Here is a 24,662-nt window from a genome sequence, read left to right on the forward strand (position 1 = left end):
GCGGGCGCGAGTGCGGGGGCGGGGCGGTGTGGGCACGGGGGCGGGGGCTGCGCTGAACTCCCGGTTCGCCGCGCTCGTTTCCCTCACTGGAGGGGCAGCTCGTGCCCGCCGCGCCCGCCGCCGTGCTGCTGTGCACGGCTGAGCGGGCAGACTCACCTGGGAAGCCGACATAGCATCGATGCGGGCGGACGGACCGGAATATTCTGGTCCGCTTGTCTGTACGAGCTGGAGGAGGGTGCGCCATGGCAGGTGCCGACCGCGGAGCGGGCCGCGCGAGGACCAGTGTGTGGCTGGAGGGCCGCCCGGCGCCCAGACGCAGGAGCGAGCAGCCCGAGGGACTGGACCGCGACAAGATCGTCGCGGCGACCGTACGGCTGCTCGACTCCGAAGGGCTCGCGAAGTTCTCGATGCGTCGGCTGGCCGCCGAGCTCGGCGTCACGGCCATGTCGGTCTACTGGTACGTCGACACCAAGGACGATCTGCTCGAGCTCGCCCTCGACGCCGTCACGGGCGAGCTCGCGCTGCCGGAGGAGAGCGAGGGCGACTGGCGGGGCCAGCTCTGCCAACTGGCCTCGGAATACCGGAAGTTGCTGGTCACCCACCCCTGGGTGGCCCGGCTCGTGGGCGAGTACCTGAATGTCGGGCCGAGTGCCATGGCCTTCGCGGACGCGGCGCAGCGTGTGCTGCGCAGCAGCGGGCTCTCCCCCGAGCAGCTGCCAGGCGCGGCGTCCCTCGTCTTCCAGTTCGCCTACGGCTTCAGCACTATCGAGGGCCGGTTCGCCGCCCGCTGCCGTGAGGCGGGCATCAGCCAGGACGACTTCTTCCGGAAGGTGATGGACACCGTCGAGGACCGGCAGGAGTTCGAGGGGGCCAGGGATCTGATGGAGGCGCGGGGCGGCGCGTCGGTCGAGGAGATGCGCAGGCGCGACTGGGACTTCGCACTGGGCTGCGCGATCGCGGGCATCGAGGCCATGAGGGACCGCGTGGCCGAGCGCTGAGCACGGGGGAGCGCGGAGCAGCGCGAGGCAGTACAGAGCAGACCGTCAGCTCTGTACTGTCCGTCGCTCTCCGTCGCTGTCCATCCCAGTCAGTCCTGGGGCGCCAGGCGTGCCGGGAAGCCGCCCGTGGCGATCGGGCCCCAGCGCTCCGGGGTGATGCGGATCAGCGACTTTCCCTGCCTGATCATCGCGGCCCGGTACTCGTCCCAGTCCCGGTGCTCGCCCGCGATGTTGCGGTAGTACTCGACCAGCGGCTCGACCGACTCCGGTGGGTCGATCACCTCCGCAGTCCCGTCGATCTGCACCCACGGTCCGTTCCACTCGTCCGACAGGACGATCAGGCTCGCTCGCGGGTCGCGCCGCGCGTTGCGGCTCTTGGCTCGCTCGGGGTACGTGGACACCACCAGCCGCCCGGAGTCGTCGACTCCGCAGGTCAGCGGGGAGCCCTGGGGGCGGCCGTCGGCGCGGGCCGTCAGCAGGATGGCGCGGTGCCTGGGTCGTACGAACTCCAGCAGCCCTTCGAGGTCCACCGTCGTGTTGGTCGCGATGTTCGGAGCCATGACCGCAGCCTACGACCGGATCACACCTCCGTTCGGCGCCTCGGGCTTCTACTGGCACTCGGACTTCGAGACCTGGCACGCCGAGGACGGCCTGCCCGGCGGGCGGATTCCGGTGCCGCAACGACCTGGTGTGGCGTAGTTCGACGGTCGCGCGGAACGCAGCCCACATCCTCGGTCACTCGCCGGGATGGGTGAGTTCGATGTCGCAGCCGTCCAGGCCGCCGCCGGTCACCACCACCGGTGTCGCGACCGGCGGATAGCCGCTCGCGATGACCGTGTAGTCGCCCGCATCGAGGTCGCCGAAGGTGTACGCCCCGTCCTCCCCGGTCGTGGACGTGGCCACCATGTTCCCGGCGGCGTCGGTCAGCGTCACGCGCGCGTGCGCCAGCGGACGGCGTCCGGAACCGGCTCGTACGGTGCCCTGCACCACCGCGCCCGACCTCAACTCGACTCCCGCTGCGCCATGGGCGACGGGCTCCGGCCGAGCAGCCGCGCTGTCCGCACCAGCCGTCACATCTGCCGTACCCGGGGCAGCCGCGCCCGCGCCGGCGCGGGCGCCCCTCTCCCCGCCGGAGGCGAGCTTCGTCTTCAGCGGTACTTCTCTGATGAGGAGCACCGTCACCAGCGCGACCACCGCGATCGGTGCCGCGTAGAGGTAGATGTCCGCGATGCCGTGCCCGTACGCGCTCTCGACGACCGTGCGGATCGGGGCGGGCAGCTTGTCCATGTCGGGGATCGCGCTGCCGGTGCCGCCGCCCGCGGAACCGTCGGAACCACCGCCCGCGGCGCCGCCCTTCGCGCTGCCCAGCCCGGCCATCCCGTCCCGCACGTAGTCCGTGATCCGGTGGGCGAGCACGGCACCGAGCGCCGAGACGCCGACCGCGCCGCCGAGCGAGCGGAAGAAGGTGACGACCGAGCTGGCCGCGCCGAGGTCCTGCGGAGCCACCTGGTTCTGGGTGGCCAGGACCAGGTTCTGCATCATCATGCCGATGCCGAGGCCCAGGAGCGCCATGAAGATCGCGATGTGCCAGTACGCGGTGTCGTACCGCATCGTGCCCAGCAGGCCCAGGCCCGCGGCCACCAGCACCGCGCCCGAGACCAGCCACGCCTTCCAGCGACCCGTCCTGGTGATGACCTGCCCGGAGACCGTTGAGGAGACGAACAGCCCCGCGATCATCGGGATGGTCATCACCCCGGACATCGTCGGCGACTCGTCGCGCGCCAGCTGGAAGTACTGGCTCAGGAAGACGGTCGCGCCGAACATCGCGACACCGACGAAGAGGCTCGCGAGGGAGGCGAGCGTGATCGTCCTGTTCCGGAAGAGCCGAAGCGGGATGATCGGCTCGCTCGCCTTCGCCTCGACGAGGACGAAGATCAGGCCGAGTACGACCGAGCCGCCGACCATCGCGTAGGACTGCCAGGACAGCCAGTCGTACGCGTCCCCGGCCAGTGTGACCCAGACCAGCAGCAGAGAGACCGCGGCCGTCACGAAGAAGGCGCCCGTCCAGTCGACCTTGGCCTCACGCTTCACCACGGGGAGCTTGAGCGTCTTCTGCAGCACGATCAGCGCGATGACGGCGAAGGGCACGCCGACGTAGAAGCACCAGCGCCAGCCGAGCCACGAGGTGTCGGTGATGACGCCGCCGAGCAGCGGGCCGCCGACGGTCGCGATGGCGAAGGTCGCGCCGAGGTAGCCGCTGTAGCGGCCGCGCTCGCGCGGGGAGATCATCGCGGCCATCACGATCTGGGCGAGCGCGGACAGGCCGCCGACGCCGATGCCCTGGAAGACCCGGAAGGTGATCAGCGTCGCCGGGCTCTGCGCCAGGCCCGCGCCCGCGGACGCCAGGACGTAGATGATCAGCGCCAGCTGAACCAGCGTCTTCTTGCTGGTCAGGTCGGCCAGCTTGCCCCAGAGCGGGGTGGTCGCGGTCATGGCGAGCAGCGAGGCGGTCACCACCCAGGTGTACGTGCTCTGCCCGCCGCCCAGATCGGAGATGATCTCCGGGAGCGCGTTGGACACGATCGTCGACGACAGGATCGCGACGAACATGCCGAGCAGCAGCCCGGAGAGCGCCTCCATGATCTGCCGATGGGTCATGGGCGCGGGGTGCCCGATGTGCGTGCCGGCGGGTGCCGTGTCTCCTCGCACACCGGCTGGTGTGGTCGTTGCCATGCTCTTCCTTGTCTTGGCGCCGCTCTGTGCGCCGCGGTTCAGGTCGCTGCTCACGTCACCGTTCAGGTCGCTGTTCACGTCGCTCGTCATGTCGTCACGCGGGTTCGGGCGTTGACGCGGTCGTACGGGACGGCCGGCAGTCGCCGAAGCCGTCCCGCAGCCGGGCCAGCAGGGAGTTCAGCTGTCCGACGTCCTCGTCGGACCAGTCGCCGAGCGCCTCGGCGAGTGCGGCCACATAGCGGTCGGAGACGTCCCGCAGGACCTTCTCGCCGCCGGCGGTGAGCCGGAGCAGCCGGGACCGCTTGTCGAGTGGGTCCGGCTGCCGGTCGATCCAGCCGCGCTCCGCCAGGTGCGCGACATGCCTGCTGGTCACCGACATGTCGATGGCCAGCAGCTCGGCGAGCCTGCTCATCCGCATCTCGCCGTGGCGGTGCAGCAGCGTCAGTACGGCGGCGGAACCCGCCTGGCACTCGTGCGGAAGATTGCGGGCGAGACCGCGCTTGACGGCGCCGAAGGCGCTGAGCTGCCGGGCCAGTTCCTCGTACTGACTCTGCGCTGCCATGGGGCACTCCTGGACCTGTTTCTCCCGGATATCAAGTTGCTTAGAGCAACCATACGTACTGTTGGTTGCTGAAGGCAAATTAATGAGCGGGCGTCAGGCATGGGCCTGAGGGTTGGGGCGGAACCGCCGGTTCGCTAGGGTCCTGGGCCATGACGAACAACCCGCACGCCCCCGAGGGCAATTACGACCCGGCCGGCAGCACCCAGATGTTCCGCGCCTTCGTCGACGAGGCCCAGCCACGGCGGCAGGCCAGCCCGGCCCAGACGACCGGTCCGCGCCTCGGCGTGGCCTTCGGCGTCCTCGTCGTGGTCGCGATCATCGCCGCGGTCGCGTGGCTCGCACTGAGCTGACCCCGATAGCGTCCGCTCGCGCCGAGCTGACCCCGATCACTCACTGACGCATGCAGCGCTTGCCCGCCGCGTACGGAGTGTGCGCCGGTCACTTCCAGTCGACGTCGACATCCTGGGTCTCGATGTGCATGCCCAGCGGGACCCGCCACTCGTCCACGCACACGGTCCAGGTCTCTTCCGTGTGCTCCCCGCCCTCGATCGGGACGGGCAGCTTCTGGGCCGACTCGATGGTCGCCCAGTCGATGCCGAGCGCGCCGATGATGTGGGTCGCGAAGGTGACCGTGCCGGACTTCACAGGCTTGTCCCCGGTGTTCCGCAGCTCCAGCGTTACCTTCTCGCACCAGCGCTTGTCCGTGGGCGTGCGCTCGATGGGGCTGACGGAGAGCGCGGCAGGGCTCTGAGGCCTGGGTTCCGTGTCGGGGGAGCCGGGGCCCGGATCCGCGGGCTCCTCGTCCGTAGCGCCCCCGCCGCCGGATCCGCCGCTGCCCGCGGACGTTCCGCTTCCGCCCCCGGGCTCGGCAGTGCCATCCGCGTCGGACGCGCTCCCGACAGGCGACCCGTCTCCCTCGCCGGCCGCGGCCGATGCGCCCGCGCCATCGGGCGCGTCCGATCCCTCCGCCGGCGCCGGCCCTCCGCTCCCGCCCGGTTCGCCGCCGCCCCGTGACCCGTCGAGCGGAATCAGCGACACGTCACCCTCGGGCGGCACGGCCTTCGCCGAAGGCCCCTCGCTGCTGGGCCCGACCGCGCCGACCGCCACGTACCCGTCGTCTCCGCCGCCGCTGCCGCATCCGGTGAGCAGCGCCCCCAGACAGAGCACGGCCGCCGAGGAGGCGATCACCGCCCCCCGGCGGCCGTCGAACCGTGCGAGATGCCGTACGGGAAGTCGTACGTGCTGCCGTACGGGAAGCCGTATGCCTCGCGTCGTCCGTCGCATCGGCCCAGTGTGGCTGACGGTATGTCAGCTGTGAAGCGGCTGGGTCCGGTCGGCGGCTCGGGCCGCGGGCATGGGCTCGGGCTCAGTCCGCGATGAGGCCCTCCCGCAGTTGCGCGAGCGTACGCGTGAGCAGCCGGGAGACGTGCATCTGCGAGATGCCGACCTCCTCGCCGATCTGTGACTGCGTCATGTTCGCGAAGAACCGGAGCATGATGATCTGCCGTTCCCTGGGCGGGAGTTTGGCCAGCAGCGGCTTCAGCGACTCGCGGTACTCCACGCCCTCGAGAGCCGAGTCCTCGTAGCCGAGCCGGTCGGCCAGCGAGCCCTCGCCGCCGTCGTCCTCGGGCGAAGGGGAATCCAGCGAGCTCGCCGTGTACGCATTGCCGACCGCGAGCCCGTCGACCACGTCCTCCTCCGACACGCCCAGGCAGGCGGCGAGTTCGGGGACGGTGGGCGAGCGGTCCAGCTGCTGCGCGAGCTCGTCGCTGGCCTTCGTCAGCGCCAGCCGGAGCTCCTGAAGTCTGCGCGGCACCCGCACCGACCAACTCGTGTCCCGGAAGAAGCGCTTGATCTCGCCGACGACGGTCGGCATCGCGAACGTCGGGAATTCCACGCCCCGTTCGCAGTCGAACCGGTCGATCGCCTTGATCAGACCGATCGTGCCGACCTGGACGATGTCCTCCATCGGCTCGTTGCGGCTGCGGAAGCGGGCCGCCGCGTAGCGCACGAGGGGGAGGTTGAGCTCGATCAGGGTGTCGCGGACGTAGGCGCGCTCCGGGCTGTCCCCCTCGAGCGTGGCGAGCCGCAGGAACAGGGAGCGGGAGAGGGTGCGGGTGTTGATGGCGTCGCAGTCTTCGGGCACGGTCGGTGCCTCATTGGTGAGCACCTTCGAGCTGCCCAGGTCTACGGACATGCCACCCCCTTGAGGTCGCGGACGGGTCGCAGCGCCCTCGATCGGCGAGTGACGCAGCCTCCAACGTGAATACCGGAGGCGGCGCTGCGGCAAACGCGCTTCCTGCAGAATGTCACATGTCGGCAACACGCTGTAGCGCCAAGTCGACATATCAGTGCTGGAAAGGTACCTCGTACCGGTTACATCTCGATCCGATTTGCGGATCTCAGCCGGGCGAAGCTCCGGGACAGCAGACGGGACACATGCATCTGCGAAACGCCCAGTTCCGCACTGATCTGTGACTGCGTCAGATTGTTGTAGTAGCGCAGCAGCAGGATCCGCTGCTCGCGCTCGGGCAGCTGGACGAGCAGATGGCGTACGAGGTCACGGTGTTCGACGCCGGCCAGCGCCGGGTCCTCGTAGCCGAGCCGGTCGAGCAGCCCCGGCAGCCCGTCCCCCTCCTGGGCCGCCTCGAGCGAGGTCGCGTGATAGGAGCGGCCGGCCTCGATGCAGGCGAGCACATCCTCCTCGGCGATTTTCAGCCGCTCGGCGATCTCGGCCGTCGTGGGCGTACGGCCGTTCTGCACCGTCAGATCCTCGGTGGCGCCGTTCACCTGGACCCACAGCTCGTGCAGCCTGCGCGGCACGTGCACAGTCCGTACGTTGTCCCTGAAGTAACGTTTGATCTCGCCGACCACGGTGGGCATCGCGAAGGTCGGGAACTGCACCCCGCGCTCCGGGTCGAACCGGTCGATCGCATTGATGAGCCCGATCGTGCCGACCTGGACCACGTCCTCCATCGGCTCGTTGCGGCTGCGGAAGCGGGCCGCGGCATAGCGCACCAGCGGCAGGTTCGCCTCGATGAGCGCCGCTCGCACGCGCGCGTGCTCCGGCGTGCCCGGCTCGAGCCCCGACAGCTCCTTGAAGAGCACTTGGGTCAGCGCCCGGGTGTCCGCGCCTCTGCTCTCGCGGGTTTTTCCGGCGCCTTCGCCCTGGGGCGGCGTCGCTTCGGACGCGGTACGGGCCGACGCGGTCATGCCACCCCTTCAGATCTCTCGGTCCACTCATCCGGCAAAAGCGGTCATAGCATCACAAGACATGTGCACTGTGTGCAAGCACCGTATATACCCGTGTTGGCGGCAAGTTGGGGCCATTTGCAACATGCGAAAAGGCCCCTGCCAAGGAGGCGAGGGGCCCGGAAACCCGTACGGGTCAGAACTCGTAGTCGGCCACCACCCAGGTGGCGAATTCCCGCCACTGCGCGACGCCCGCCTGGTGCGCCGGGTGCTCCAGGTACCGCTGCAGGGCGGCCTTGTCGGCGACGGCCGAGTTGATGGCGAAGTCGTAGGCGATCGGCCGCTCCGAGATGTTCCAGGCGCACTCCCAGAACTCCAGCTCGGGGATCAGCCCGCCGAGCTCCTGGAAGGCCTTCACCCCGGCGACCACCCGCGGGTCGTCGCGCCTGACGCCCTCGTTGAGCTTGAAGAGAACCAGGTGGCGGATCATGCGGACACTCCTCGGGACGACGCTCGGCCGGTCAGCTCACCAGCGCGGTCATGAATTCGCCGACACCCTTCGCGGCGCTCGATATGCCCTCGAACCCTATCTGGACCAGATCCGCGGCCCGGTCCGGGGACGTGATGATCGTGTACAGCACGAAGACGATGACCATGTAGAGCGCGATCTTCTTCGTTTGCGCCATGCCGTGCTGCCTCCCCTGCCGCGGTGTCCCTGCCGCCTGTCCGCCGACGGTCGCGTGAGTCTATCCACACATACGGTCGACGCGGCGAGCCGCCGCGTCCCGCTTCCTCCGCGCGCGGCCCACCCGCCGTCCGCCCCTCGACTCGCCCTCGATCCGACTTATATGGACCAAAGCCCCGGCAATCGGGGCCCTTTGGGCCGCGTCCGCCGACGCACGCGCGCGAGGTAACCGGAGCACGCGCGCGAGGAACGCCGCTTCCCAGAGCCAGACGTGAGGAAGGCCCCCGCCGGAGATCCGCCGGGGGCCTTTCCTTGGAGCGGTAGCGGTGGGATTTGAACCCACGGAGGAGTTGCCCCCTCACACGCTTTCGAGGCGTGCTCCTTAGGCCGCTCGGACACGCTACCGAGAGAGAGCTTAGCGGACTGGCGGCCGTGCTCCGAAATCGGTATCGATCCGCCCGGTCCGGCGGAAGAAGGCCGTGAGCAGCTCCGAGCACTCCTCGGCCAGCACCCCGTTGATGACCTCCGGCCGGTGGTTGAGCCGCCGGTCACGTACGACGTCCCACAGCGAGCCGACCGCGCCCGCCTTTTCGTCGACCGCGCCGTAGACCACCCGCTCGACCCGGGACAGCACGCTGGCGCCCGCGCACATCGTGCACGGCTCCAGGGTCACCACGAGCGTGCAGCCGGACAGCCGCCACGACCCGCCGGCCCGCGCCGCCTCGCGCAGGGCGAGGACCTCGGCGTGCGCCGTCGGGTCGCCGGTCGCCTCGCGCTCGTTGTGACCGCGCCCAAGCACCCCGCCGTCCGGACCGAGGACGACGGCGCCGACCGGCACGTCCCCGGTCTCCGGGGCCCGTACGGCCTCGGCCAGGGCCAGCCGCATCGGCGCGTGCCAGGGGTCGCGCAGGGGATCGGGCCGTACGGGGGTCGAGGGGGTCATGGGGACAGTGTCGGTCACGGGCGGGCCAGCGGCGTGCTCCGGGCCGGACGAGGCGGTACGGCCGGGGTGCGGGACGGGCCGCCGGGTGCGGGCCGGCGGCGCAGGCGCGTCAGCGGACTGCCTCCAGGACCTCCCCGCACCCCAGCACATCGGCGATCTCGCTGAGCGCGTCACCGTCCAGGGCCATCAGCTCCTTGCTCGTCATCCCCAGGTCTTCGAGGATCTCCGAGTCGCCGATCGGGCCCGGCGGCACGGCGTCATCGGCGGCCGCGGGCTCGTCATCGTCGTCCTCTGGCTCGCCGTCCTCCGTGCCGTCGAGGTCCACCAGGCTGTCGAGGTCCTCTTCCGGCTCGCGGCCGAGCAGCTCGTCCGTGAGCAGAATCTCGCCGTACGAGCTGCGGGCCGCGGCCGCCGCATCCGAGATGTAGATGCGGGGGTCCTCCTCGCCGTCCACCCGGACGACGCCGAACCACGCGTCCTCCTGCTCGATGAAGGCGAGCACCGTGTCGTCGTCGACCGATGCCTCCCGCGCCAGATCCGTCAGATCGGCGAGGGTCTCCACATCGTCGAGCTCTGTGTCGCTCGCTTCCCACCCGTCTTCGGTGCGCGCGAGCAGTGCGGCGAAGTACACCGTGACTCTCCCACTGGTCATAGGCGTTTGCCGGGTCCGGCGGGACCAGGGGCTTTTCTTCCTCTGGGCCCGCCCACTCGGAATCGTGGCAGAAACGAAGCCATCGCGAGAGGTCTTCCGCTGTGCGTCGTGCACCAGTCCTGCAACCGGACGGCGATCCGGCGGCTGCCCGGGCTACCAGCGGAAGGTCCTCATCCGCATCTGCTGGCGCATCCGGGCCGCTCGGGCCCGCCGCGGCTGCACCCGTTCACGCAGTGCTTTGGCCTCGTTGAGTTCTCGAAGGAATTGGGCGCGTCGGCGGCGCCTCTCCGCGTCGCTCTCCACCAGCGCGGGGTCCGCCGGCGCGGGTTCGCCACTGGGCCGGTTCCGGTCCGGCACGGGTGCCAACACCTCCCCAAGCTGGTCCTTTCGTCCCCCGACCGTGCGGGCGCTGCTGCCCCGTACGGGCGTACGTGCCCACTTTCCCCCGAACAGGTGGTTTGATGCCAGTGCAGCCACAGACTGCGCGGGGGTGATGGGGCGTATGGGGCGCGGCCCTGCTCGGCTACTGTCAATGCCATGCGGACCCACGTCGTCGACCACCCGCTGGTGGCGCACAAACTCACCACGCTGCGCGACCAGCGCACCGACTCCCCCACCTTCCGGCGGCTGGCCGACGAGCTGGTCACCCTGCTCGCGTACGAGGCGACCCGCGAGGTGCGCACCGAGCAGGTCGACATCGAAACTCCCCTGACGACGACGACCGGTGTGCGGCTGGCCCGCCCGCGCCCGCTGGTGGTGCCGATCCTCCGGGCAGGTCTGGGCATGCTCGACGGCATGGTCCGGCTGCTGCCGACGGCAGAGGTCGGCTTCCTCGGCATGATCAGGGACGAGGAGACACTCCAGGCGTCCACGTACGCGACGCGGATGCCGGAGGACCTCTCGGGCCGCCAGGTGTACGTGCTGGACCCGATGCTGGCGACCGGCGGCACGCTCGTCGCGGCGATCAACGAGCTGATCTCGCGCGGCGCGGACGATGTCACGGCGATCTGCCTGCTGGCCGCTCCGGAGGGTGTGGAGGTCATGGAGCGCGAGCTGGAGGGCACGCCGGTCACGGTGGTCACGGCGGCGGTGGACGAGCGCCTCAACGACCACGGGTACATCGTCCCCGGCCTCGGCGACGCGGGTGACCGCATGTACGGGACGGCCGACTAGCCGGCCGCAGCCGGTGGACCGCGGCCGACGAGCCGCGGAAGACCGACCGCGGCCGTCGGCTCGTACCGATGTCACCCGCGCGGCCGTCATCCGGTCAGCGGGGAGGCCCGGCGCGGACGCCTCGGGGCGGGGCCCGTAGGGCGCGGACCGGTCAGCACTTCGCGGACGCCGAGGGCGCCGGGGAGGGGTTGGTCAGGGAGACCAGCGCCTGGTCCGCGGCCTGCTTCTCGGCGAGGGCCTTGAAGCCGTCGCCGATGATCAGGTCGACGTCCGCGCCGGTGCGCTTGTCCGCCTCCGTCTCGGTCCCGGGGAGCTGCGTGCCCAGCACCTTGAACGGCCCTTCGGTGGCGTTCGGTGCGCCGAGCAGTATCCCGGTGCCCTTGACCTTCTTGTCGTATGCGACCGGGGCGTTGCCGACCTTGCCGATCTTGAAGCCGCGCTTCTTGAGCTCGTCCGCGGTCTGCTTGGCCAGGCCGGTGCGCTGCGTCGCGTTGTAGACGTTCACGGTGATCTCGCCGGGCTTCGGCAGCGGCCTGGCCTGTGCGCTCGGGCGGCTCTCCGGCTTATCGCAGCCCGCTGCCTTGCCCGCCGCGCGGGCCTTGCCACCGCCGCCGGTGAACACGTCGATGAGCTGCAGCGTCCCCCAACCGGCCATCCCGACGGCGGCTGCCGCCCCGATCACGGCGACCGCGATCCGGCGGCGGTTACGGGGCCGGCGCATACGCGGGTACCTGTCACCCGTGATGCGGTACTTACCGCCCATGCCGGGGGGAGTCAGCATGCTCATGAAGCGCAGCGTAATGCGGGTCGACCGCTCTGCCTACTAGATGATCAACGCGTGGCGCAGAGGCCAACCCAAAAGGGGCAACATGTCGATATTGGGGCGGAAGCGCGGAAGCGTCCCTGCTGTCCGGTCCGTGACCAGGCCGGGTGGCGTCAGCCCAGCTCAAGCACCCGCGCGTGCAGCACTTGGCGCTGCTGGAGCGCCGCCCGTACCGCCCGGTGCAGCCCGTCCTCCAGATAGAGGTCGCCCTGCCACTTCACGACATGGGCGAAAAGGTCCCCGTAGAACGTCGAGTCCTCGGCGAGGAGCGTCTCGAGATCCAACTGCTGCTTGGTGGTGACCAACTGGTCGAGGCGTACCGGGCGTGGAGCGACATCCGCCCACTGGCGGGTGCTCTCCCGGCCGTGGTCGGGGTACGGCCGCCCGTTTCCGATGCGCTTGAAGATCACACGGAAAGCCTACCGGTCCTGACGCTCCGGGCGCAGCCGTGGCGCAGGAGTGGAAAGGCGGCGAAGTGGATCAAACCGGGAGCGAGTCGGTAGCACGTCGGGAGCGAATCGGGAGAGTCAGGAGTGGAAGCGACGGCTCCGCCGGAACCACCGGCACGGAGGGCTCGGCGCCTGCGGGAGGGGCCCGGTCCGGGTGCGGACGGCTCGGCAGGGTTCGGTCGGGTCACGCGGTGACGGAGTCGTACGGCCCGTGGTCGTCGTGCAGTCCGCCGCCGCTGCCCGCGTCGCCTTCGGTCGGCACGCTCCGCACCGGCTCGCTCAGCGAGCCGAGGTCGTACGCGTACGTGCCGACGGCATCCGCGATCACGTCGACGTTGGTGTCGAAGGCCGCCATGGCGATGTTGGACAGGTCGTCGCAGGCCGCGTGGTAGCAGGCGTCGTACGGGGCGCCCGCTGTGCCGCCGAACTTCGTCGCCTGGGCCTCGGTCTTGATGCCCTCGGCGCCGGTGAACGTGCCGCCCGACGGGATGCCCACCGCGATGAACGGCCCGTAGTCCGAGCGGCCGGTGAAGTCCGTGCCCTCGTGCGGCTTGCCCTGGCGGTCGAGAAAGCCGTTGATCCGCTTCTCGAGCTGGGCCGAGCCCTCGGGGCCTGGGCCCGCGCCCCTGCCGTCCGAGTCGTCGCCGTCGTACACGAACTGGCCGTGGTTCGGCGACGCGATCATGTCGAAGTTGAGGTAGAGCACGATCTGCTTCCTCTGCTGCTCGGTCAGTCGCGCCACATAGTCCGCGGAGCCGACCAGGCCCAGCTCCTCTGCCGACCACCACGCGAAGCGGATCGTGTTCGCCGGCTTCTGGCCCGTCTTCGCCAGCTCCAGCGCCACCTCCAGCAGCCCCGCCGAGCCCGAGCCGTTGTCGTTGATGCCGGGGCCCGCGGCGACGGAGTCGAGGTGGGAGCCGAGCATCACCGTACGGGCCGGGTCGCCGGCGCGGGTCTCCGCGATGACATTGCGGGTGGTTCGCTTCTCCCGCAGCTCGCGGATGTCGAGCGAGACCGTGACCTCGGCTCTCGCGGACTCGGCGGCGAGCGCCCGGCCGTCCTGCTGCGTGATTCCGCCGGTGGGTATCCTCCCGGCGGCCGGGTCGCCGATCGTTCCGGTCAGCGCGCCCTCGGCGTTGTTGTAGACGATCGCGCCCACCGCGCCGGCGTCGGCCGCGGTGGCCTGCTTCTGGGCGAAGGGGCAGCCGCCGCGCTGGATAAGTGCGATCTTCCCGGTGAAGGACGCCGCGGCGTAGTCACCGGCCTCGCACCCCGGCGACGCGTCCACCGGCACGGCCGCGACCGGTGCCTTGATGCCGCCTTCGGGGGTGCTCTTGGTGTACGTCATCGCCTTGATGGCGATGTCCCGCGGGCTGGGCGTGAGGACCGAGAGCTTCTCGGCGAGCGTCTCGGTGTAGGTGAACTCGAAGGCGTCGTACGACACCTGGTATCCGGCCTTCTGCAGCTGCCGGTACACGTACGCCGCCGATGCGTCGTGCCCGAGCGTGCCGGCGGCCCGGCTGCCTCCGCCGGAGTCGGCGATGGCCTGGAATCTCTTCAGGTGTGTGTGCGCGTCCTCGGCGGATGATCCCGCCACGAGGGTGCGGGCGAGCTTCTCCGCCGTCGCTGTCTTATCCGGCCGCCCTGCTGCGCTGTCGCCGTGGCGGGCGGTGGCGGGCGAGGCGGTGGCCATGAGCAGCGGTGCGGTGAGCGCGGCGGCGGCCAGCACGGCTATCGCGCTGCGGGGGTGTCGTACGTCCACGGGAGTCCTTCCGGCAGGCGGGCGGGGCGGGGCTGTTCCGAGTGGGCTCACTGGGAACGTATGGGGCACAGGCCACTTGTGCCTCTTGGGCCGCACGGGACGCTGCTTCCCCCGCCGGAGCAGGTGGAAGGGCCCGGGCAGCTCTCCGGGCTTGGCCGCGCCGGTGTCCGGTGATGCCGTGGGCGGCTCCGAGGAGGGCGTGCCCGCGGCGGAGCGATGCGGCCGCGGGCGAGGCGGAGCAGGCGGCCGCGGCCGGCGAAGTTGCGCAGGACCTTGTGGTGGTCAGGCGGACTTTGCGGCGACGAGGGGGACGTAGCCGATGATGCCGTCGGCCACTGCTGCACGGGCTGCGTCGAGATACGCGCGGGGCGGTGTCCGGCCGGCGGTGTCGGCGGCGGAGTAGTCCACGCCGTCGCCCCGTACTTCGTACGCGTCGGCCAGCAACATCACGACCTCCGCCTCGCCCTCGGACTCGACGAAGACATCCAGCATTCGCGCACACTGCTCGTGGGTGATGGCGCAGCCTCCCCCGGACTCCGTCCGGGAGGTGCCCCCAGGCTGGTGGCCGGAGTCGGCGAAGCGGATCGGGCAGTCCAGGTTGCAGCCGGTGTTGACCTCGATGATGCCCAGGCAGGCGTGCTGCTCGTGCTCCGGGCACAGCCCGCAGTCCGTAGGGCAGCCGTCCTTCACCTCGGTCTGGAACGTCAGGGGGATCGTCCCGGGCTTGTTGAAGCGGGCCGAGGACACGTACTCCTGCGCGTCCCCGTACACCAGAGCCTCGAACTGCCCGTGATCGCGGCAGCGTTTTCGCAGAGCCGGTCCCGCTTCCGACCCGGCGGTCGGCGCGCGGATGGGTCGGCCGAGCGGGCCGTCTCGTCAACCGTCATTGCTTCTCCGTTTCCGCGACGTCGTGGGGGTCCCCGTTGCCGTTCCCATGGCCTTTCCCGTCGCCGCTGCCGCTGCCGCTGCCATCGCGCGGTGCGGCCGGGACCGGTCCGCGGCGGGCACCGTGCAGCAGTACGGCGGCGTAGAGCAGCACCAGCGCGTCCTGGGCGAGGACGATCCAGCTCAGCGACTGCGGCAGATACACGCCGAAGCAGCCGCAGTTCTCGACGGCGAGCCCGCGGGCGTACGCCTGCACCGCCAGCGTGCTCCAGATCAACGACACGGCGGTGTACACCCACACCGGAGCGATCGCTCCCGAGCGCGGCCGGGTCAGGAACCAGGTGCCGCAGATCAGCTCCCCGATGATCAGCACCACGGCGAGGGCGGTCGCCGCACCGCCGGCCACCAGCCCGTAGGCGGCGAGGATGCTGGGCATCTCCTCGAAGGAGGCGAGCTGCCCGACCGCCATCGCCGTGAACACCGCGCCGAGCGCGGTCCGCAGCACCATGCTCCGACGGTACGCGCCGGTCGGCAGGCTCTTACGTAAGCGCGCTCACCGACTCCGACTCGCCTTGACCGGTCATCTGCGGGCCGCTCGCCGCTCCGCCTCGTCCTTGACCGACGCGAGCGAGGCCGCCACGGTCTCCTCCCAGCGGCGGGCCACGACCTGCCCCCACCGCTCGCCGAGGCTCCACAGGTCCGTGCCCATCTCGCCCCGGTACACCAGCCGGGTGCCGGTCTCCTGATCGATGAGGACGAAAGACTCGGTCACATGCGGCACGGGTCCGCGCACCAGACGGAAATCGACGCGCTCGGGCCGGGCGAACCGCACGGTCTCCACCGTCGTCGCCGTGATACGGCCGCCCACGGGCGTGAAATGCGCGGCCAGCACCATGTCACCGCCGCGCTCCAGCACCTCGACCTTCTCGCGCAGCGCGTGGGTGGGGCGGCCCAGATACGGCTGCGCCACGACGTCGAAGACCAGCTCGCGTGGCGCCTGGATGTCGACCGCCTGGGGACCGAGCGGGCGCGTACGCCTGCCTGCCCCAAGGTCGACCGGAACGGCGCCGGTCACCAGCCCGAGGTATCCCGCGGCCGCGACCCCGGCACCCGTTGCCGCCACGCCCAGCCGTACCGGCCAGCCCATGTCCCGTCCCTTCCCTTGTCCCTTGAAGACCCGTCCCTTGAAGGTCCCATCCCTTCCTTGATCCGTTCGGCTCCGACGGTATGCCGCCCAGCTGTTACCCGCAGGGCGGGTTGTTCGGACTCAGTCCTCCGCCCCTCGACCTGCTCGACCTACGCTGGAACAGAGGCCGGAAAGGGAAGAGCGGCTATGTGCATCGAGAGGGGCCTGGACAGTTCCACGACCCGCGATGTCCTGACGGAGCAGGTCAGGCGGTTGGAAGCCCGTGCCTCCGAGGCGGAGGCCAGGGGGCAGGCGGGGAAGGCAGCCAGACTGCGGGCCAAGGCCGAACGCTGCCGGGCCCCGACTCACTCGTCAGGGCGACCATCCACGTCCGGTGCATCCCGTGCGTGAGTCAGTGACGGGTCGCGAGGCCCAACGACCGGACCAACTGGGCCAGTTCCTCGCGGTAGAGCTTGTCCGGGTCGAGTGTCTGGGTGAGCAGGTGGCCGTAGATCTCCAGTGAGACCAGGCCGTGCAGGTGGCCCCAGATGCACAGCGCGAGCGCCACGGCGGCAGGGCGTCGTTCGCTCAGGCCGGCCCGCGCCCGACCACGGCGACTGCAACCAGAGCACGACGATGGCCCGGACCGTGGAACGGTCCGGGCCATCGTTTTGGCTGGTCAGCCGTGGCGGAGGATACGAGATTCGAACTCGTGAGGGGTTGCCCCCAACACGCTTTCCAAGCGTGCGCCCTAGGCCTCTAGGCGAATCCTCCGCCGGAAACAATACAAGACCGAAAGCAGTGCTCGCGAACCCGTTCCCAGGCCCCCACCCCTGGCCCGCCCACCCCCGTCGATCCGCTAAGGTGGGGGTCAGCCCCTCACGCGGCGCTATATCACCGAACTCCCCCAGGGCCGGAAGGCAGCAAGGGTAAGTGAGCTCTGGCGGGTGCGTGGGGGGCCCTTGCGTGCTCGGGGGCCGCGGTGAGGGTCGCGGCGCGGCCGGTTGTCGGTGGGGGCCGATATCGTCGTAGGCGTGTCGTCCCTTGCGCTGTACCGCCGCTATCGCCCCGAGACCTTCGCCGAGGTCATCGGGCAGGAGCACGTGACCGGTCCGCTGCAGCAGGCGCTGCGGAACAACCGGGTCAACCACGCGTATCTCTTCAGCGGGCCGCGCGGCTGTGGCAAGACGACCAGCGCCCGGATCCTGGCCCGCTGTCTGAACTGTGTGCAGGGGCCGACGCCCACGCCCTGCGGTGAGTGCCAGTCCTGCCGGGACCTGGCGCGGAACGGGCCCGGGTCGATCGATGTGATCGAGATCGACGCGGCGTCGCACGGCGGCGTGGACGACGCCCGGGAGCTGCGCGAGAAGGCCTTCTTCGGGCCTGCCTCCAGCCGCTACAAGATCTACATCATCGACGAGGCGCACATGGTCACCTCGGCGGGGTTCAACGCTCTGCTGAAGGTGGTCGAGGAGCCGCCGGAGCATCTGAAGTTCATCTTCGCGACGACCGAGCCCGAGAAGGTCATCGGGACGATCCGGTCGCGTACGCACCACTATCCCTTCCGGCTGGTGCCCCCCGGGACCCTGCGCGACTACCTCGCCGAGGTCTGCGAGCACGAGGCGATCCCGGTCGAGGACGGCGTGCTGCCGCTGGTCGTACGGGCCGGGGCCGGGTCCGTACGTGACTCGATGTCCGTCATGGACCAGCTGCTGGCGGGCGCGGGCGAGGACGGCGTGACGTACGCCATGGCGACGGCGCTGCTCGGCTACACCGACGGGTCGCTGCTCGACGGAGTCGTCGACGCCTTCGCGGCGGGGGACGGCGGCGCGGCTTTCGAGGTCGTGGACCGGGTGATCGAGGGCGGGAACGACCCGCGGCGGTTCGTCGCCGACCTGCTCGAGCGGCTGCGGGACCTGGTGATCCTCGCTGCGGTGCCCGATGCGGCGGAGAAGGGGCTGATCGACGCCCCTGCGGACGTGATCGAGCGGATGCAGGCCCAGGCCTCGGTCTTCGGCGCGGCGGAGCTGAGCCGGGCGGCCGACCTGGTCAACGAGGGGCTGACCGAAATGCGTGGCGCGACGTCGCCGCGGCTGCAGCTGGAGCTGATCTGCGCGCGCGTGCTGCTGCCCGCGGCCTTCGACGACGAGCGCTCCGTACAGGCCAGGCTCGACCGCCTGGAGCGGGGCGCCGCGCTCGCGGGCGGCCTGTCAGGGGCGGGGGCCGGTCCCGCCATGGGGTACGTCCCGGGGCCGGACGCTCACGCCGCACCGCCCCAGGCGGCCGCCGGTCCTACGGGCCCGGCGGCGGCCCGCGCGGCTCTGCCACCGCGTGGCGCGGCGGCGGGCGGCGCGACAGCGGGCGGGGCGGCGGCTGCGGCGGGAGCGCAGCCTCCGGCCGGCCCGGAAGCACAGCCGCCTGTCGAGGCCGGGGCGGCTGGTCAGGCCGCCCAGGGCGCCCAGGCCTGGCCCGCGGGCGCGCAGCCGGGGACTCCGGCTGCCGGGGCTTCTCCTGGTGCGGGGCAGCAGCCCAGCGGCCAGGGCGGTGAGGGCGCTGAGGGCCCGGGCGGGCAACGGCCCGGCGCGTGGCCGGGCGCGGGACCCGCTGACGGGCCCGCCGGGCACGGCGGTCCGAGCGGCGGTGCGGGGATGCGGCCCGGTGCGTGGCCTGCGGGTGCGCAGTCGGCCCCTGCACAGTCGGCCGGTGCGCCGGGCGGGGATGCGTCGCAGCAGGCAGGCGGTACTGGGGGCGACAACGCGGCAGCGCAGCAGCCCGGCGCGTGGCCTGCCGGTGGGTCGCAGACTGCGGGGGCTCCGGCGGGCAGTGCTGCCGGAGGGGGCGGACAAAGGCCGGGCGCGTGGCCCGGTGGCAGTGGGGCATCATCGGGCGGTGCATCGGACTCCGGTGCGCCCGCGGCCCAGTCGGGTCGGCCCGCCCAGCCGACTCAGCCCGCTCCCACCCCTTCTCCCGCTGCAGGCGGCCCCGCCCAAGGTGCCCTGCAGATCCGGCAGATGTGGCCCGACATCCTCGAGGCGGTCAAGAACCGGCGCCGCTTCACATGGATCCTGCTGAGCCAGAACGCCCAGGTCGCCGGGTTCGACGGCACCACCCTCCAGCTCGCCTTCTCCAACGCGGGCGCACGGGACAGTTTCGTCGGCGGTGGCAGCGAGGACGTGCTGCGGCAGGCCCTCAGCGAGTCGCTCGGCGTGCAGTGGAAGATCGAGGCGATCGTCGACCCGTCGGGCGGCGCGGCCGCGCAGGGCGGTGCGCCCGCGGGGCCGCGGCCCTCCGCTCCGGCCCCGCAGCCGCCCCCGGCCGCACGACCCGCGGCGCCCCAGTCCACCTCCGCCCCCGCCGCGCGGCCCGCGGCCCAGGCTTCGGCCCCCGAGCCGAGGCCTCGCCCCGAGGTCAAGCCTCACCGCGAGCCGGAGCCCCCGCCGGTCGCGCCCGAGGACGACATGCCCGCCGAGGACGACCCGGACCTCGACGACACGGCCCTGAGCGGCCACGACCTGATCGTCCGCGAGCTCGGCGCCACGGTCCTCGAGGAGTACACGAACGAATAGGGGCCGCTATGCCGCTGCCCCCCGCTCCCCCGTTGCGTCACCGGCTCGCCACACCGCGTAACCGGCACCCGGCAACCCCTGAGAGCACGCCTCAGCCACCAAGGCCGCGGCCTTACGCACGACCTCCGCACGCCCACACGTACGCCCCCAACCCCCGCCCCATAGCAGGCGACCCCGCCGGGCCGACTCCTCCGCACGGCGTACGGCGCGGGGTCCCCGGAGCACGTAGGCTCGGGCTACCGAAGAAAGAAGAAAGTCGTCGAACGCCAGGAGCGAAGCCGTGATTCCCGGTGGTGGGCAGCCCGATATGCAGCAGTTGCTGCAGCAGGCCCAGAAGATGCAGCAAGACCTCGCCGCGGCCCAGCAGGAACTGGCCGAGACCCCAGTCGAGGGCTCCTCGGGCGGCGGCCTCGTCAAGGCCACAGTGACCGGTACCGGAGAGCTCCAGGGCCTGGTCATCGACCCGAAGGCCGTGGATCCTGAGGACACGGAGACCCTCGCGGATCTGGTTCTCGCGGCCGTACGGGACGCGACCGGCGCCGCGCAGGAGCTCCAGGAGCAGAAGCTGGGCCCGCTCGCCCAGGGCCTCGGCGACATGCCGGGACTGCCCTTCTGAGCGTGAGCGCGAGGGCGTGAGGGCGCGTGAGCGTGGCGAGGGCGTGCGAGCGGGCCGAGCCCTGTGAGCCCGTACTGATCCGGTCCTTAGAACGGATCAACTAGCGTACGTAGCGGGAAAGAAGAAGGAGACGGCGTTCCGTGTACGAAGGCGTGGTCCAGGACCTCATCGACGAGTTGGGCAGGCTGCCCGGCGTCGGTCCCAAGAGCGCGCAGCGGATCGCCTTCCACATCCTCCAGGCCGAGCCCGCCGACGTCCGCCGGCTCGCCCAAGCGCTGACCGAGGTGAAGGACAAGGTCAGGTTCTGCGCCGTCTGCGGAAACGTTGCGCAGGAGGAGCGGTGCCGGGTCTGCCAGGACCCGCGCCGCGACCCGGCGGTGATCTGTGTCGTCGAGGAGCCCAAGGACGTCGTCGCGATCGAGCGGACCCGTGAGTTCCGCGGCCGCTACCACGTACTCGGCGGGGCGATCAGCCCCATCGAGGGCGTGGGCCCGGACGACCTCCGGATAAGGGAGCTGCTGGCCCGGCTCGCCGACGGCACCGTCACCGAGCTGATCCTGGCCACCGACCCGAACCTCGAGGGGGAGGCCACGGCCACCTACCTCGCACGCATGGTCAAGCCCATGGGACTGAAGGTCACGCGACTGGCCAGCGGGCTCCCTGTCGGGGGAGACCTGGAGTATGCCGACGAGGTCACGCTGGGCCGTGCCTTCGAAGGGAGACGACTTCTCGATGTCTGACGCCACGCTCCACGACGCCAAACAGGACCCGGACGACTTCGCGGTGCAGATCGCCGACCAGGTCGAGAGCTTCATCGTCGCCGTCACGGAAGTGGCGAAGGGCGACGAGCCCGGCAGCGCGATCCCGTACCTCCTGCTCGAGGTGTCCCAGCTCCTCCTCGCGGGCGGCCGGCTGGGTGCGCACGAGGACATCGTCCCGGACGAGCGGTACGAGGCGGACACGGGCCCGGAGCCGGACGACGTCGACGAGCTGCGCGAGCGCTTCGCCGCGCTGCTCGACCCCGCGGACGTCTACTCCGAGGTCTTCGACCCGTACGTGCCGCGCAGCGCGCCCGTGGCCTGCCGGATCTCCGACGACCTGGCGGACATCATCACGGACCTGCGGCACGGCATGGCCCACTACCGGGCGGGCCGGGTCACCGAGGCCCTGTGGTGGTGGCAGTTCTCCTACTTCTCCAACTGGGGCCCTACCGCGTCGGCCGCGCTCCGCGCCCTCCAGTCGCTGCTGGCCCACATCCGTACGGACAGCCCGCTGGACGAGCTCGACGGCCTGGACACGGACGAGGCCGCGGCGGCGGACGACGGGTCGCTCGAGGAGGAGGCAGGCCGCGTGATGGCCGCCGAGATCGCCGCCCCGCTGGGGCTGAAGCCGGCTCGCCGGTAGCCACCGTCCGCACCCACGGGCCGCAGGCACCGGCCGCACCCACGGGCCGCAGCCACAGGCCGTACTCGTTGGCCGTACCCGCCCGCCTCCATCAGCGGCCCACCAGCACCGATCAGCACCCGTCAGCGCCCGCGGCGAGCACCCGGTCCGTGTGAACTGAATTACGTTCCCGTGTGCCTCGCCCGGCAGCGGGCAGGGGCCATCGCGGAGCGGGCACGGCGGTTGAGAGCTCTCTTGATGATCACGTAGTGAGCACTGCGTCTCACGATGCGATACAGGGATAGTTCATTCCGCCTGCTCGTTAGACTGAGCCGACCGAAGGATCCTGATTCGGGTCCCCGGAAAGACAGAGTTGCGAGGAGCGCACGTGGGCCTTGTCGTGCAGAAGTACGGCGGCTCCTCCGTTGCGGATGCCGAGGGCATCAAGCGCGTCGCCAAGCGGATCGTCGAAGCCAAGCGAACCGGCCACCAGGTGGTCGTCGTGGTCTCGGCGATGGGTGACACGACGGACGAGCTGATCGATCTCGCCCAGGAGGTATCTCCGATGCCTGCCGGGCGCGAGTTCGACATGCTGCTGACCGCCGGAGAGCGAATCTCCATGGCGCTGCTGGCGATGGCGATCAAAAACCTCGGACACGAGGCGCAGTCGTTCACCGGCAGCCAGGCGGGAGTCATCACCGACTCCGTCCACAACAAAGCGCGGATCATCGACGTCACGCCGGGCCGTATCAGGACCGCGTTGGACGAGGGCAACATCGCCATCGTCGCCGGCTTCCAGGGTGTGTCCCAGGACAAGAAGGACATCACCACCCTCGGACGGGGCGGGTCCGACACCACCGCGGTGGCGCTGGCCGCCGCGCTGGACGCCGAGGTGTGCGAGATCTACACCGACGTCGACGGGGTCTTCACCGCCGACCCGCGGGTCGTGAAGAAGGCCCGCAAGATCGACTGGATCTCGTTCGAGGACATGCTGGAGCTCGCCAGCTCCGGCTCCAAGGTGCTGCTGCACCGGTGCGTGGAGTACGCACGCCGATACACCATCCCGATCCACGTGCGGTCGTCGTTCTCCGGCCTCCGCGGCACGTGGGTCAGCAACGAGCCGCACGAATCGCACGGACAAGGGGACCAGCCGATGGAGCAGGCGATCATCTCGGGGGTTGCCCACGACACGTCCGAGGCCAAGGTCACGGTCGTCGGCGTCCCGGACAAGCCGGGCGAGGCAGCGACGATCTTCCGGGCCATCGCGGACGCCGAGATCAACATCGACATGGTGGTGCAGAACGTCTCGGCGGCCTCCACCGGCCTCACCGACATCTCCTTCACCCTCCCCAAGAACGAGGGCCGCAAGGCCATCGACGCGCTGGAGCGGGCGAAGAGCGCCATCGGCTTCGAGGCGCTGCGCTACGACGACCAGATCGCCAAGATCTCGCTGGTCGGCGCCGGCATGAAGACCAACCCGGGCGTCACCGCGACCTTCTTCGAGGCGCTTTCGAACGCGGGGGTCAACATCGAGCTGATCTCCACCTCGGAGATCCGGATCTCCGTCGTGACCCGCGCCGACGACGTCAACGAGGCCGTCCGCGCCGTGCACACGGCCTTCGGTCTCGACAGCGACTCCGACGAGGCCGTCGTGTACGGGGGTACGGGCCGGTGAGCGCCGCACCCGCGCCGGCGCCCAAGCCCACCCTCGCCGTCGTCGGCGCCACCGGCGCCGTCGGCACGGTCATGCTCGGCATCCTGTCGGAACGCGCCGACATCTGGGGCGAGATCCGGCTCATCGCCTCGCCGCGCTCGGCCGGCAAGAAGCTCACCGTGCGCGGTGAGGAGGTCGAGGTCATCGCGCTGAGCGAGGAGGCCTTCGAGGGCGTCGACGTCGCGATGTTCGACGTGCCGGACGAGGTCTCGGCGGAGTGGGGGCCCGTGGCCGCGGGCAAGGGCGCGGTCGTCGTCGACAACTCCGGTGCCTTCCGGATGGACCCGGACGTGCCGCTGGTCGTGCCCGAGGTGAACGCGCACGCCGCCCGGGTCCGCCCGCGCGGCATCATCTCCAACCCCAACTGCACGACGCTCTCGATGATCGTCGCGCTGGGCGCGCTGCACGCCGAGTTCGGGCTGAGCGAGCTGATCGTCTCCTCGTACCAGGCGGTTTCCGGCTCGGGCAAGGAGGGGGTCGACACCCTCCGCGAGCAGATCTCCAAGGTCGCCGGTACGGAGCTGGGCACGCAGCCCGGTGACGTACGCCGTGTGGTCGGCGAGCTCGGCCCGTACCCGGCGCCGATCGCCTGCAACGTGGTTCCCTTCGCGGGCTCGCTGAAGGACGATGGCTGGTCCTCCGAGGAGCTGAAGGTCCGCAACGAGTCCCGCAAGATCCTGGGGCTGCCGGACCTGCGGGTCACCGCGACCTGCGTCCGTGTGCCTGTGATCACCACGCACTCGCTGACCGTGCACGCCCGGTTCGAGAACGAGGTCACGGTCGCCAAGGCGCACGAGATCCTCTCCACCGCGCCGGGCGTGGTGCTCTACGACAACCCGGCCGAGGGCGAGTTCCCGACTCCGGCGGACGTCGTCGGCACGGACCCGACCTGGGTGGGCCGGGTGCGGCGTTCCTTGGACGACCCGAACGCGCTCGAGCTCTTCGTGTGCGGCGACAACCTCCGCAAGGGGGCGGCGCTGAACACCGCCCAGATCGCGGAACTCGTCGCGTCCGAGTTCTCCGCGGCCTGAGCGGCCTGAGGGGCGTGAGCGGCCTGAGGGGCGTGAGCGGCCTGAGGGGCGTGAGCGGCACAAAAAGATCCGCGGCCGCTTCACCGCGTCTGTGAAGATTGTGTGAGCAAGTCGTTGGTCCGTACCACTTGATCTGCGACCTTGGTCTGTTCGACTATTTCGCTCCCCGCCTACTGCAACCGGCAGTTGGGCGGGGAGCGTCTTTGCTGCCGTCGATCAGAGTCGCTGCGACAAATGGGGCATTCAAGAAAGAATGGTGCGCATGAGGGCATTTAATCCGTCGTCAAAAGCGGTGGCTCGCGCGTACAACCCTGACGGGGGGAAGTGTGTCCAACAGGTGTGGCAGAGGTTTTCGGCATTGCAGCGACT

General features: G+C 70.7%; 27 protein-coding genes, 2 tRNA genes and 1 other RNA gene. 11 read left to right on the top strand and 19 right to left on the bottom strand.

What is annotated here, in order from left to right:
- The first annotated feature begins 242 nt into the window (after positions 1-242).
- Positions 243-998, top strand: a complete 756-nt coding sequence (locus ACTWP8_RS22440; protein WP_443323952.1) for a TetR/AcrR family transcriptional regulator — start codon at positions 243-245, stop codon at positions 996-998.
- Positions 999-1,087: 89 nt separating this feature from the next.
- On the opposite strand, the gene ACTWP8_RS22445 is transcribed toward ACTWP8_RS22440, so the two are convergent.
- On the bottom strand, positions 1,088-1,558 hold the full coding sequence (locus tag ACTWP8_RS22445; protein ID WP_443323953.1) for a PPOX class F420-dependent oxidoreductase: 471 nt from the start codon (positions 1,556-1,558) through the stop codon (positions 1,088-1,090).
- Between ACTWP8_RS22445 and ACTWP8_RS22450 the strand changes: the two genes are divergently transcribed.
- A complete protein-coding gene (locus tag ACTWP8_RS22450) occupies positions 1,557-1,697 on the top strand; it encodes a hypothetical protein (protein ID WP_443324026.1) in 141 nt (46 codons plus the stop codon). The genes ACTWP8_RS22445 and ACTWP8_RS22450 overlap by 2 nt on opposite strands.
- A gap of 36 nt (positions 1,698-1,733) precedes the next feature.
- On the opposite strand, the gene ACTWP8_RS22455 is transcribed toward ACTWP8_RS22450, so the two are convergent.
- Positions 1,734-3,731 carry an MFS transporter gene (locus ACTWP8_RS22455; protein WP_443324020.1) on the bottom strand — a complete coding sequence of 666 codons (1,998 nt, stop codon included), beginning with the start codon at positions 3,729-3,731 and terminating at the stop codon, positions 1,734-1,736.
- Between the two features lie 94 nt (positions 3,732-3,825).
- Positions 3,826-4,293, bottom strand: a complete 468-nt coding sequence (locus ACTWP8_RS22460; RefSeq protein ID WP_443316328.1) for a MarR family winged helix-turn-helix transcriptional regulator — start codon at positions 4,291-4,293, stop codon at positions 3,826-3,828.
- Between the two features lie 149 nt (positions 4,294-4,442).
- Here ACTWP8_RS22460 and ACTWP8_RS22465 point away from each other — a divergent pair, with 149 nt between their 5' ends.
- Positions 4,443-4,643: a hypothetical protein gene (locus ACTWP8_RS22465; protein ID WP_443323954.1), complete on the top strand. Its 201-nt coding sequence runs from the start codon at positions 4,443-4,445 to the stop codon at positions 4,641-4,643.
- A gap of 88 nt (positions 4,644-4,731) precedes the next feature.
- Here the strand turns inward: ACTWP8_RS22465 and ACTWP8_RS22470 are convergent, their stop codons facing one another.
- From ACTWP8_RS22470 to ACTWP8_RS22505, 8 genes are all read right to left on the bottom strand, one after another.
- A complete protein-coding gene (locus ACTWP8_RS22470) occupies positions 4,732-5,577 on the bottom strand; it encodes a hypothetical protein (RefSeq protein WP_443323955.1) in 846 nt (281 codons plus the stop codon).
- An 82-nt stretch (positions 5,578-5,659) separates the two neighbouring features.
- Positions 5,660-6,490, bottom strand: coding sequence for an RNA polymerase sigma factor SigF (locus ACTWP8_RS22475; protein WP_443316331.1), 831 nt, complete (start codon positions 6,488-6,490; stop codon positions 5,660-5,662).
- Between the two features lie 179 nt (positions 6,491-6,669).
- Positions 6,670-7,506 carry an RNA polymerase sigma factor SigF gene (locus ACTWP8_RS22480; RefSeq protein WP_443323956.1) on the bottom strand — a complete coding sequence of 279 codons (837 nt, stop codon included), beginning with the start codon at positions 7,504-7,506 and terminating at the stop codon, positions 6,670-6,672.
- Between the two features lie 175 nt (positions 7,507-7,681).
- Positions 7,682-7,975: a Dabb family protein gene (locus tag ACTWP8_RS22485; RefSeq protein ID WP_443323957.1), complete on the bottom strand. Its 294-nt coding sequence runs from the start codon at positions 7,973-7,975 to the stop codon at positions 7,682-7,684.
- Between the two features lie 31 nt (positions 7,976-8,006).
- Positions 8,007-8,171, bottom strand: a complete 165-nt coding sequence (locus tag ACTWP8_RS22490) for a hypothetical protein (RefSeq protein WP_443323958.1) — start codon at positions 8,169-8,171, stop codon at positions 8,007-8,009.
- A 317-nt stretch (positions 8,172-8,488) separates the two neighbouring features.
- Positions 8,489-8,575: transfer RNA gene (locus ACTWP8_RS22495), tRNA-Ser, on the bottom strand.
- A gap of 10 nt (positions 8,576-8,585) precedes the next feature.
- On the bottom strand, positions 8,586-9,113 hold the full coding sequence (gene tadA, locus ACTWP8_RS22500) for a tRNA adenosine(34) deaminase TadA (RefSeq protein ID WP_443323959.1): 528 nt from the start codon (positions 9,111-9,113) through the stop codon (positions 8,586-8,588).
- Between the two features lie 109 nt (positions 9,114-9,222).
- Positions 9,223-9,765, bottom strand: coding sequence for a tRNA adenosine deaminase-associated protein (locus tag ACTWP8_RS22505; RefSeq protein WP_443316336.1), 543 nt, complete (start codon positions 9,763-9,765; stop codon positions 9,223-9,225).
- A gap of 537 nt (positions 9,766-10,302) precedes the next feature.
- Here ACTWP8_RS22505 and upp point away from each other — a divergent pair.
- Positions 10,303-10,938, top strand: coding sequence for a uracil phosphoribosyltransferase (gene upp, locus ACTWP8_RS22510; RefSeq protein WP_443316338.1), 636 nt, complete (start codon positions 10,303-10,305; stop codon positions 10,936-10,938).
- 151 nt (positions 10,939-11,089) lie between these two features.
- On the opposite strand, the gene ACTWP8_RS22515 is transcribed toward upp, so the two are convergent.
- The 8 genes from ACTWP8_RS22515 to ACTWP8_RS22550 form a co-directional block, all read right to left on the bottom strand.
- The gene (locus ACTWP8_RS22515; protein ID WP_443316339.1) at positions 11,090-11,725 is read right to left on the bottom strand and encodes a LytR C-terminal domain-containing protein; all 636 of its coding nucleotides are present in this window, start codon (positions 11,723-11,725) and stop codon (positions 11,090-11,092) included.
- Between the two features lie 149 nt (positions 11,726-11,874).
- Positions 11,875-12,171, bottom strand: coding sequence for a type II toxin-antitoxin system VapB family antitoxin (locus ACTWP8_RS22520; protein WP_003986294.1), 297 nt, complete (start codon positions 12,169-12,171; stop codon positions 11,875-11,877).
- Between the two features lie 223 nt (positions 12,172-12,394).
- Positions 12,395-13,903, bottom strand: a complete 1,509-nt coding sequence (locus ACTWP8_RS22525; RefSeq protein ID WP_443324021.1) for a M28 family metallopeptidase — start codon at positions 13,901-13,903, stop codon at positions 12,395-12,397.
- Between the two features lie 351 nt (positions 13,904-14,254).
- Complete coding sequence (locus ACTWP8_RS22530) at positions 14,255-14,743, bottom strand: hypothetical protein (RefSeq protein ID WP_443323960.1); 489 nt, start codon at positions 14,741-14,743, stop codon at positions 14,255-14,257.
- A 112-nt stretch (positions 14,744-14,855) separates the two neighbouring features.
- The gene (locus ACTWP8_RS22535; RefSeq protein ID WP_443323961.1) at positions 14,856-15,365 is read right to left on the bottom strand and encodes a MauE/DoxX family redox-associated membrane protein; all 510 of its coding nucleotides are present in this window, start codon (positions 15,363-15,365) and stop codon (positions 14,856-14,858) included.
- A gap of 72 nt (positions 15,366-15,437) precedes the next feature.
- The gene (locus ACTWP8_RS22540) at positions 15,438-16,004 is read right to left on the bottom strand and encodes an SRPBCC family protein (RefSeq protein WP_443323962.1); all 567 of its coding nucleotides are present in this window, start codon (positions 16,002-16,004) and stop codon (positions 15,438-15,440) included.
- Positions 16,005-16,395: 391 nt separating this feature from the next.
- Positions 16,396-16,650 carry a TetR-like C-terminal domain-containing protein gene (locus tag ACTWP8_RS22545; RefSeq protein ID WP_443323963.1) on the bottom strand — a complete coding sequence of 85 codons (255 nt, stop codon included), beginning with the start codon at positions 16,648-16,650 and terminating at the stop codon, positions 16,396-16,398.
- Between the two features lie 19 nt (positions 16,651-16,669).
- A tRNA-Ser gene (locus ACTWP8_RS22550) sits at positions 16,670-16,757 on the bottom strand.
- A 97-nt stretch (positions 16,758-16,854) separates the two neighbouring features.
- On the opposite strand from ACTWP8_RS22550, the gene ffs reads away from it, so the two are divergent.
- From ffs to ACTWP8_RS22585, 7 genes are all read left to right on the top strand, one after another.
- An RNA gene (ffs, locus tag ACTWP8_RS22555) (signal recognition particle sRNA small type) lies at positions 16,855-16,949 on the top strand.
- A 68-nt stretch (positions 16,950-17,017) separates the two neighbouring features.
- Entirely contained in the window at positions 17,018-19,549 is a 2,532-nt protein-coding gene (locus ACTWP8_RS22560; RefSeq protein WP_443323964.1) for a DNA polymerase III subunit gamma and tau, read from the top strand.
- Between the two features lie 280 nt (positions 19,550-19,829).
- Complete coding sequence (locus tag ACTWP8_RS22565; protein WP_443316344.1) at positions 19,830-20,165, top strand: YbaB/EbfC family nucleoid-associated protein; 336 nt, start codon at positions 19,830-19,832, stop codon at positions 20,163-20,165.
- A gap of 140 nt (positions 20,166-20,305) precedes the next feature.
- Positions 20,306-20,905, top strand: coding sequence for a recombination mediator RecR (recR, locus tag ACTWP8_RS22570; RefSeq protein WP_443323965.1), 600 nt, complete (start codon positions 20,306-20,308; stop codon positions 20,903-20,905).
- A complete protein-coding gene (locus ACTWP8_RS22575) occupies positions 20,898-21,569 on the top strand; it encodes a DUF5063 domain-containing protein (protein ID WP_443316346.1) in 672 nt (223 codons plus the stop codon). The genes recR and ACTWP8_RS22575 overlap by 8 nt, the downstream gene beginning before the upstream one ends.
- A 367-nt stretch (positions 21,570-21,936) precedes the next feature.
- Positions 21,937-23,223: an aspartate kinase gene (locus ACTWP8_RS22580; protein ID WP_443316347.1), complete on the top strand. Its 1,287-nt coding sequence runs from the start codon at positions 21,937-21,939 to the stop codon at positions 23,221-23,223.
- Positions 23,220-24,293, top strand: coding sequence for an aspartate-semialdehyde dehydrogenase (locus tag ACTWP8_RS22585; RefSeq protein WP_443323966.1), 1,074 nt, complete (start codon positions 23,220-23,222; stop codon positions 24,291-24,293). The genes ACTWP8_RS22580 and ACTWP8_RS22585 overlap by 4 nt, the downstream gene beginning before the upstream one ends.
- Positions 24,294-24,662: the final 369 nt, after the last annotated feature.

It is taken from the genome of Streptomyces sp. 7N604, from assembly GCF_052245475.1.
Taxonomy (GTDB): Bacteria; Actinomycetota; Actinomycetes; order Streptomycetales; family Streptomycetaceae; genus Streptomyces.

What these genes read in the sequence shown, in the direction of transcription:
- ACTWP8_RS22465 (WP_443323954.1), top strand. Translation starts at nt 4,443, where the DNA reads ATGACGAACAACCCGCACGCCCCCGAGGGCAATTACGACCCGGCCGGC.
- ACTWP8_RS22540 (WP_443323962.1), bottom strand. Translation starts at nt 16,004, where the DNA reads ATGGGCTGGCCGGTACGGCTGGGCGTGGCGGCAACGGGTGCCGGGGTC.
- ACTWP8_RS22445 (WP_443323953.1), bottom strand. Translation starts at nt 1,558, where the DNA reads ATGGCTCCGAACATCGCGACCAACACGACGGTGGACCTCGAAGGGCTG.
- ACTWP8_RS22440 (WP_443323952.1), top strand. Translation starts at nt 243, where the DNA reads ATGGCAGGTGCCGACCGCGGAGCGGGCCGCGCGAGGACCAGTGTGTGG.
- ACTWP8_RS22575 (WP_443316346.1), top strand. Translation starts at nt 20,898, where the DNA reads ATGTCTGACGCCACGCTCCACGACGCCAAACAGGACCCGGACGACTTC.
- ACTWP8_RS22515 (WP_443316339.1), bottom strand. Translation starts at nt 11,725, where the DNA reads ATGAGCATGCTGACTCCCCCCGGCATGGGCGGTAAGTACCGCATCACG.
- upp (WP_443316338.1), top strand. Translation starts at nt 10,303, where the DNA reads ATGCGGACCCACGTCGTCGACCACCCGCTGGTGGCGCACAAACTCACC.
- ACTWP8_RS22450 (WP_443324026.1), top strand. Translation starts at nt 1,557, where the DNA reads ATGACCGCAGCCTACGACCGGATCACACCTCCGTTCGGCGCCTCGGGC.
- ACTWP8_RS22490 (WP_443323958.1), bottom strand. Translation starts at nt 8,171, where the DNA reads ATGGCGCAAACGAAGAAGATCGCGCTCTACATGGTCATCGTCTTCGTG.
- ACTWP8_RS22475 (WP_443316331.1), bottom strand. Translation starts at nt 6,490, where the DNA reads ATGTCCGTAGACCTGGGCAGCTCGAAGGTGCTCACCAATGAGGCACCG.
- ACTWP8_RS22480 (WP_443323956.1), bottom strand. Translation starts at nt 7,506, where the DNA reads ATGACCGCGTCGGCCCGTACCGCGTCCGAAGCGACGCCGCCCCAGGGC.
- ACTWP8_RS22455 (WP_443324020.1), bottom strand. Translation starts at nt 3,731, where the DNA reads ATGGCAACGACCACACCAGCCGGTGTGCGAGGAGACACGGCACCCGCC.
- ACTWP8_RS22545 (WP_443323963.1), bottom strand. Translation starts at nt 16,650, where the DNA reads ATGGCCCGGACCGTTCCACGGTCCGGGCCATCGTCGTGCTCTGGTTGC.
- ACTWP8_RS22535 (WP_443323961.1), bottom strand. Translation starts at nt 15,365, where the DNA reads ATGGTGCTGCGGACCGCGCTCGGCGCGGTGTTCACGGCGATGGCGGTC.
- ACTWP8_RS22505 (WP_443316336.1), bottom strand. Translation starts at nt 9,765, where the DNA reads ATGACCAGTGGGAGAGTCACGGTGTACTTCGCCGCACTGCTCGCGCGC.
- ACTWP8_RS22485 (WP_443323957.1), bottom strand. Translation starts at nt 7,975, where the DNA reads ATGATCCGCCACCTGGTTCTCTTCAAGCTCAACGAGGGCGTCAGGCGC.
- ACTWP8_RS22525 (WP_443324021.1), bottom strand. Translation starts at nt 13,903, where the DNA reads ATGGCCACCGCCTCGCCCGCCACCGCCCGCCACGGCGACAGCGCAGCA.
- tadA (WP_443323959.1), bottom strand. Translation starts at nt 9,113, where the DNA reads ATGACCCCCTCGACCCCCGTACGGCCCGATCCCCTGCGCGACCCCTGG.
- ACTWP8_RS22460 (WP_443316328.1), bottom strand. Translation starts at nt 4,293, where the DNA reads ATGGCAGCGCAGAGTCAGTACGAGGAACTGGCCCGGCAGCTCAGCGCC.
- ACTWP8_RS22470 (WP_443323955.1), bottom strand. Translation starts at nt 5,577, where the DNA reads ATGCGACGGACGACGCGAGGCATACGGCTTCCCGTACGGCAGCACGTA.